We start from the raw sequence: 7,672 nt of genomic DNA, 5'->3' as shown, positions 1-7,672 counted from the left end.
GGAAGGATCAGAGGCACATTCATCGCCTGCACCTGGCCCTTGTTGTCGATCACGGTGGCAGAGCCCGTGATCGTGCGCGTACCCGTCAGCTGGTAAGACTGGTAGTCAGTGGCCGTGATCGTCCCGCCGGCCAGCACCTGGCTGTTCTCGTTGTACAGGCGCCCGTTGACGGTCATGCTGCCGCCCGCCACCAAGTGGGCGGGGTCGATGTTGGTCGCCGTGTCTTCCGTGGTCGTGATGGCGTTGTGCCAGACGGCGTAGCCTCCGATGCCGACGAGCTCGCCGGTAGCCTTGAGATAGACGAAACCGTTGACGGGGTCGACATTGACTTCGTCCAATGGATAGGTCGTGGTCCTGCCGACACCGCTGCCCACGAGCGTGTTGGGTGCGATGCCGGTCAAGGTGCTGGGCGTTACCGTGGGCGCGCCCTTCTGGATGTGGACATCGCGGTTGTTGACCTGCGCCATCGAGATGGACATGTCGCCAATGGACTCGATGTCGGCGCTCAGGTTGTCGAGCGTCCCACCTTGGCCGATCGCCTGACGGTTGGCATCGAGGGCGCCACCGATATACATGTTGCCCTGGCTGTAGATCAGGGCGTGCTCACGGTTGGTGATGGTGCCCGCACCGATGTCGAGGTCGCCGCGCGATGCGATCGTTCCCGCCTTGGTCACGCCATTGGCGGTTTCGCTGTCGTTGAGCAGCGTGCCGGCCGAGATGGAAATCGCATCGCCATAGATCCGGCCGGTGCCGATGTTGTTCAGCGCGCCTGCGTTGATCTCGGTTTCGCCGCGGCTGTCAATCAGGCCGCGGTTGGTCAGCGTACCGCCGGCATTGACGATGGTGTTCGTCCCCGACATCTCCGCATTCGCCGTGTTGTCCACGTTGTTGCCGCCCACGGTGAGCGTCTGGCCCGCCAGCAGCTTGCCGTTGTTCGTGAAGTTGCCCGTCGTCGTGTAGCTCAGGTTGCCATTGGCAGCCACCTCGCCGTTGTTCACGATGTCCTGCTGGAGCGCAATGCTCAGGTTCTGGCCCGAGACGGCCCGGCCATCGCCGCTGAAGTTCGCAACATCGATCTTCAGGCTCTTGTCGGCCACCAGCGTGCCGCCGGTATTGACCAGGTTGAGCGTCTTGGCGCCGGGGTTGGCGGCATTGGGATCGGCGATGGCGAGCGTGTTGCCGGCCGAGATCAAGCCATTCGTGTTGTTGACGGTGCCGCCGCTGGTGATGGTGGCGTTGACGTCGGCGCGGATGGCACCCGAGCTGTTGTCGAGATTGCCGGCACCAACGGCCACATTCAGGCCTTCGATGCCCTGCTCGGTGCCAAGAGTGCTGGTGTTGACGATGCGGCCGGCGTTCAGCGTCGTTGTGGCCGCCGAGCGGATCAGGCCGCTGGTATTGGTCAGCGTCCCGGCGTTCACGGCCAGATCGCCCGCGGCCAGGGTGCGGCCGCCGGTGTTGTCGTAGGCGGCCGCGTTGGTGTTGATGGCGACGGTGGACTGCCCGAGCACCAAGCCTGCGCCCGTGTTGGAGAAGCCCTGGGTGCTGGCCGTCACGGCGTTCTTCGCGCCGATGAAGCCCGCGTTGTTATTGACCGACCCGGTGGTCAGGTTCAGCGTGCCGCCGCTGCTGATGCCGCCTTGGCCATTGATGTACCCGGCCGCATTCGTGTTCGTGAGCAACTGACCATTCGTGTCGATGGTCATCGCGCCGCCCGACTGGATCAGGCCGGCAGCGTTGATGAGCGCGCCCGAGTTCACGGCCACCGTGGTGGTGGCCGCCAGCGTGCCTTGCGTGTTGTCCAGCGCATTGTTCTGCCCGTTCGCGCGCGTGTTCACCGCCAGGCTGTTGCCAAAGATCTTGCCCGCGACATTGTTCAGCCCGCTATTGAGCAGCGTGGTCGCGGCGCCGGCCTGCAACGTGCCGCCGTTGTTCGTCGTCGCGCCTGACGTCGTGACGCTCAGGTTGCCATTGACCGCCGCGGCGGTTCCGCTGCTGTTGTCCAGCGTTCCGGCCACGAGCGTGGTGTTGCCGTTGGCCGCCAACGTGCCGCCCACGTTCGAGGCCGCGCCGCCCACGGTAACGCTCAGGTCTTCGGCAGCGGTCACGCTGCCCGCGTTGTTGCTCAAGCTGCCGGCAGCGATGGTGGTGGTGCCGCCCGCGCCGATCACGCCCTTGCTGCTGTTGTCGAGCAGGCCGCCCACGGTCAGGCCGAGATCGGAGGCCTCGGCGGCGCGGAGGATGCCGCCCTGGTTGGACAGGCTGCCGGCCGCGACGGTCGTGTTGCCATTGCTGGCCAGCKTGCCGCCGCCGTTGTCCAGCGCGCCCACCACCGTGATGCGCGTGGCATCGGCGCCGGTTTGCACGATCTGGGCGCCGGCGCGGTTGCCGAGCGATCCGGCGTCGATGGTGATGTGCTTGGCGCTGACTGCGGCCGTCGCGCCGTCCTGGTTGAACGCGCCCGACATCGCGACGGTCAGCGCACCATTGGCCGTGACCTGGCCGTTGGTGCCGTTGTAGCTGCCGCCGGCAATGCTCAGCGTGCCGACACCGGCATGCTCGATCTTGCCGCCGGCGTTGGTGATGTTGGCGCCACCCAGGCTCAGGTCCTGCCCATTGCTCGCGATGCGTCCGCCGTTGTTGTTCAGGGTGCCGGTGGTCGCAATGGTGGTCGCGCCCGTGCCCGTCTGCACGATCTCGCCGCCGTTCGTGTTGGCGAGGTTCGAAAGCTTCAGGTCGAGCTGTTTCGCGTTGAGCCGGCCCGCGTCGTTGACAAGGGTCTGCGGCGCCTTGCTGTTGGCGGTCACGCTCAGGGTTCCCGGCGTGACGACCGTAGCTTTGCTGGTGATCACGTCGCCCTGCGTGGCCGTGATCGCGATGTTCGCGGCGCTGGTCTGACCGGCCGAGACATCGACACTGGCGCCTTGCAGCGCGGCATTGCCGGCTGCCAGGTTGGTGCCGTGTGTGGCGAGCGCCCCGGAGACCGTCACACTCAACTCGCCCACCGTACCGAGCTTGCCATCGCTCTGGACGCCTGCACCGAGCACGCCGGTGCTGCCGCCTTGCAGGCTGCCGGTGGTGATGGTGGCATTTCGCCCGGCCGTGATGCTGCCGTCGTTGGCGAGCAGGCCAGCCACTGCCACGGTGGTGTCGTTGGCCCCGCGCAGGCTGCCGCCCGCGGCGTTGCTCAGGCTGCCCGCCTGCACGCTGAGGTCGGTGGCGGCGCCGATGTAGCCCTGGCCATTGGTCAAAGCGCCGGTGACGTTCACCTGGGTCGCGGCCTGGGCCGACTGGATCGAGCCCTTGTCGTTGGCGAGCGAGCCGGCGTCGAGGGCCAGCTCCTGGGTGGCCGCCAGCGTGCCGGYCGTGTTGTCGACTGCGCCCTGGACATTGACCGCCAGGCGGTTCAGCGCGGACACGGTGCCGCCGCTGTTGTCCAGGCTGCCGGCATTCAATGCGGTACTGCCATTGGCGGCGATGGTGCCGCCACGGTTGCTGGTGGCGCCGCTCGTGGTGCTTGCGACATCCCCCGTGGCAGCCGTGACGCGCCCGGCATCGTTGGCAAGGCTGCCGGCTTGCAGGGTCGTGTTGCCGCCCGCACTGATCTCACCCTGGCCGTTGTCCAGCAGACCCGTCACATTGACGCTCAGGTCGGAGACCTGGGCGGCCTGCAGTGTGCCGCCCCGGTTGTTCAGGCTGGCTGCGGTGAGGGCGAGGCTGCCGTTGCTGGCCAGCGTGGCGCCGCTGTTGTCGATGGCGCCCGAGGTCGCGATGGTGGTCGCCCTCGTGCCGGTCTGCACGATCTCGCCGCCGTTCGTGTTGGCGAGGTTGGAGACATTCAGGTCCAGCTGATTGGCGCTGAGCTTGCCGCCCTCGTTGACCAGCGTCTGGCTAGGCTGTGCGTTGGCAGTCACGCTCAACGTGCCCGGCGTTGTGATCGTGGCCTTGTCGGTGGTCACGTTGCCCTGCGTCGCCGTAACCGCAATATTCGCCGCACTGGTCTGGCTGGCCGAGAGATCGACGCTTGCACCCTGCAACGTGGCATTGCCAGCCGCCAGGTTGGTGCCATTGGCGACCAAGGCGCCGCTCGTGGTCACGACCAGGTCACCCGCTGCGCCAAGCTTGCCGTCGCTCTGGATGCCGGCACCCAGCACGCCGGTGCTGCCGCTTTGCAGGCTGCCTGCGGCGACCGCCGTGTGCCGCCCGGCCGTGATGCTGCCGTCGTTGGTCATCGCCCCGCCGACCGCGACACTCACATCGTTCGCGCCGCGCAGGCTGGCGCCATTGGAGTTGACGAGTGAACCCGCCTGCACCTTCAGGTCGGTGGCCGCCCCGATCGTGCCGCTGCTGCCATTGGTCAGTTGGTTAGTCACCCCCAGCTGCACTGCAGCCTGCGCCGACTGGATGCTGCCCTGCGTGTTGTCCAGGCTGCCCGCGCCGAGCGCGACGCCTTGGTTCGCCACCAGTGTGCCGCCGGTGTTGTTSACYGCGCCCGCCACGTTGGCCGTCAACGCACCCGTTGCCGAAATCACGCCGCGCGTGTTGTCGGCCTGTCCGCCCACGGTCAGCGTGGCGTCGGCCGCGCTGGTCAGCTTGCCGTCGACATTGACCAGGTCGCCGGTCGTGGTGATGTTCAGGCTGCCCGCGTTGAGCGTGCCGCCGGTGTTGTCGAACCGATCGACATTGGCGCTGAAGCCGTTGCTGACGTTCAGCGTGCCGCCGTGGTTGTCGAACGTCGGCTGGCTCACGGCCATGTTGGCGACATTCAGCGTGCCGCCGTTGTTGTTGATGTTGGCGCTTTGCAGGCTGATGGGCCCGCCGGCGTAGATCTTGCCGCTGTCGTTGCGGATCGTGCCGCTGGCGGTGATCGCACCTGGCGACGGTGGAACGTACGGGGCGGGCGTGACGGTGCTGCCGGAGCCGGTCTCCGTGCCGGTGCCCGTGGTTGGCGCGGCGGGGTCGGTGGTGCCGCCCGTGCCTGTTCCTGTGCCCGTGCCGCCGCCCGTTCCGGTGCCAGAGGTGGACGGCGCAGCCGCCACGGGCTCCAGCCCGATGACGCCGCCGCTGGTGTTGCTCAGGGCCGGCGCGCTCAGCCCGAGACCGGCGCTGCTGGTCTGGCGCAGGGTGCCGCCGCGGTTGTCGATGTCGCCYSCGGTGCTGGCGAGCTCCAGCCGCGCGCCTTCGAGCGTGCCGCCSGYGCCGTTSAGTGCATTGGCCAGGTCRCCCTGSGTSGTGATCTTGAGGTTGCCGCCGCTGCTGAYGCGGCCGCTGTTGGCGAGGGCCGAGGCCGCGAGGTTCGCATCGGCGGTGGCCTGGAGCGTGCCGATGTTCTCCAGGCGCCCGGCGCTGGTGACSACCAGTTGGCCCGCGCCCATCAGCGCGGYGGCGCCCGGCGCGGCCTGRATGGTGCCGGCGTTGCGCACGCCCAGGCCGGCCTCGGTGCCGATGAGGGTGATCTTGCCGGCGTACATGCCGCCGAGCGCRGCSACGTCCAGGGCAAAGGTGGGSGCCGTGCCGGTGCCCGYGGYGGGCGTGACCTGGCTGTGGTCGGCGCTGACCGTGTTGGCGCCGGTCACCACCTTCAGTTCGCTGGCCCAGATGCCGGCGTTGGCCTGCACGGCGCGCGCGAGGATGGCGGCGTAGTCGGTCTTGCTGGCGTCCAGGCCCGCSCCGTCGATGGTGATGGTGCCGCCGCGCACSAGGAAGCTGTCCAGGCCGCCCACGGCATTGAACTGCGGCGTGCCGGTGGTCAGCGTGGCCCGGCTCGCATTGATGAAGCCGCCGCCGTCGACGCTGATGCCSGCGGGGTTGGCGATGATCACTTCGGCCCGCGTGCCGCCCACCTCGATGTAGCCGCGCAGCTGGCTCGGGCTGCCGCCGTTGACYTCRTTGAGGATGATGCGCGCGGGGCCGGTGGCAAGAAACGGATTGCCCTGGACGATCCCACCGAGCTGGGTCTGTACGTTCGTGCGGCTGTTGTTGAGGATGGTGCCGTTGGGCGCCACGTTGAACTGGTTGAAGACGTTGCGCGAGACGCCGGCCGCGCTGGGCGTCTGGATGTTGACGAGCGGCACGCCGTTGGGCGCCACCAGCACCGTGGGGCGCAGGTTGGCCGGCACGTTCGGGGCGCCAGCGATCTGGGCTTGCACCGGTGGCGCCCACAGCATGCCCGCGAGCGCCGCACCCGCGAGCATCGGCGCAAAGGCGGCCGCGCCGGCGACAGCCGCGCTTGCCACGGTGGTTGCCTTGGACGAGCCCTTGCCTGTGCTCTTCGCCGTCTCCTGGACCACCATGCGCAGGCCGCGCCTGGCGTTGAAGACGATGCGATGCAAATGGCGATTCATGTTCTGGTGCTCCCTCTGGATTGGCCGCCGGGCATCGTTATTTCTGTGACAGGATGCTTCGGCGGGCCGATTATGGGAGGGCAGCATCCTCGTTCGCGCGGTACTTATTCACGAATCGGACATACTTGAAAACTGACGTCCGGGGATGTAAGGCGCAGGCATTACACCGGGGCCATTTATGTTGGACCAGCACAACGATCGATTGCGATACATGGCGCCGCAGAAGAGGCTGTGTGCGAATTCCTCGCCGCCAAGGCCCTGGCGCATGGCGCAACGCCCATCGGTCCTGTCGCGACGTGAGGTGCTCGAGGGTCCCCATTGCGCGAGTACCTGGACGCACTCGATGCCAACAATCCGGTGACCGAGGATGCAGGTGAAGAGGTGCACGACACAGCGGCTGCATCGCGGAACATCTCTCCGACCGACCCGGCTGCGCAGTGGACCGCAGCACCAGGTGGTCCGGCGTTCTACACTTGCTCAAGCAACTACCTGATCGATCTGTCGGCGGGAATCATCTTGGACCTCGAAGCAACGCCGGCACCGCACGCCTGAGGTCGACTCCACCCGGGCGATGATTGATCGCGTCGAGAAGCGCTTCGACATCAGGCCGCGGCGACTCGTCGGCGACACCGCGTACGGCGCCGCCCCGCTGCTGGCCTGGACGGTCGAAGACAAGCAGATCGAACCTCATGTCCCTGTGTGGGACAAGACAGTCCGCAAGGACGGAAGTCTGTCGATCGGCAAGTTCCAGTGGCAGCCGAGCGCAATGAATATGTTTGCCCTGAAGGCCGCGCGGACGACCGGCGGCAGTTCACGACGCCGCGCACTCGCAACCAAGGCCGACGCCGTTATCTATCGCGCGAGCCAGGCAGACTGCGTCGCCTGTGGAATAAAGGATCGCTGCTGCCCGAGGACACCGTTCCGAAAGATCGCCCGCAGCATCCATGAGAGCGCCCGCGAGGTGGCACGGTCCATCGCGCAGACACCGCAGTACAGACGGTCGCGCAGGGAGCGCCAGAAGGTGGAGATGCCGTTCGCGCACCTCGACCGCATCATGAAGCAGGGTCGCTCCGGCTTCACGGGCTCAGTGGTGCGCAGGACGAGTTCTTGATGGCTGCCGCAGCCCAGAACCTCAAGGAATAGACCGGCTCGCCAAAGTTCAAACCGGCGAGGTCCGCCCCCAAGTGGGACCGGCTGCCATGGCCAAAGGAAGCGACGGGTCAATCGGCCCGAGGGATCAATCCTCTTCGAAGAGCAAGCGATGTACTGGCAAACTATCGCACGAACCGAAGAAAGTGCTTACCGCCGCGCCCGCTGAACGTATAGGT

1 protein-coding gene and 1 pseudogene are annotated in these 7,672 nt (G+C 67.2%); one reads left to right on the top strand and one right to left on the bottom strand.

The features are described from left to right. Positions 1–6,344: two-partner secretion domain-containing protein (locus tag AC1DOC_RS11170; protein WP_478129804.1), on the bottom strand; the 6,344-nt coding region annotated here is incomplete at its 3' end. Between the two features lie 318 nt (positions 6,345–6,662). On the opposite strand from AC1DOC_RS11170, the pseudogene AC1DOC_RS11165 reads away from it, so the two are divergent. Then, positions 6,663–7,487 (top strand): annotated as a pseudogene (locus tag AC1DOC_RS11165) (transposase); the annotation flags it as partial. Positions 7,488–7,672 lie beyond the last annotated feature (185 nt).

The organism is Variovorax sp. 01T439_2 (assembly GCF_056398445.1).
Note: the sequence above shows the minus strand (reverse complement) of the source record. Positions and strands in the feature narration are given on the sequence as shown.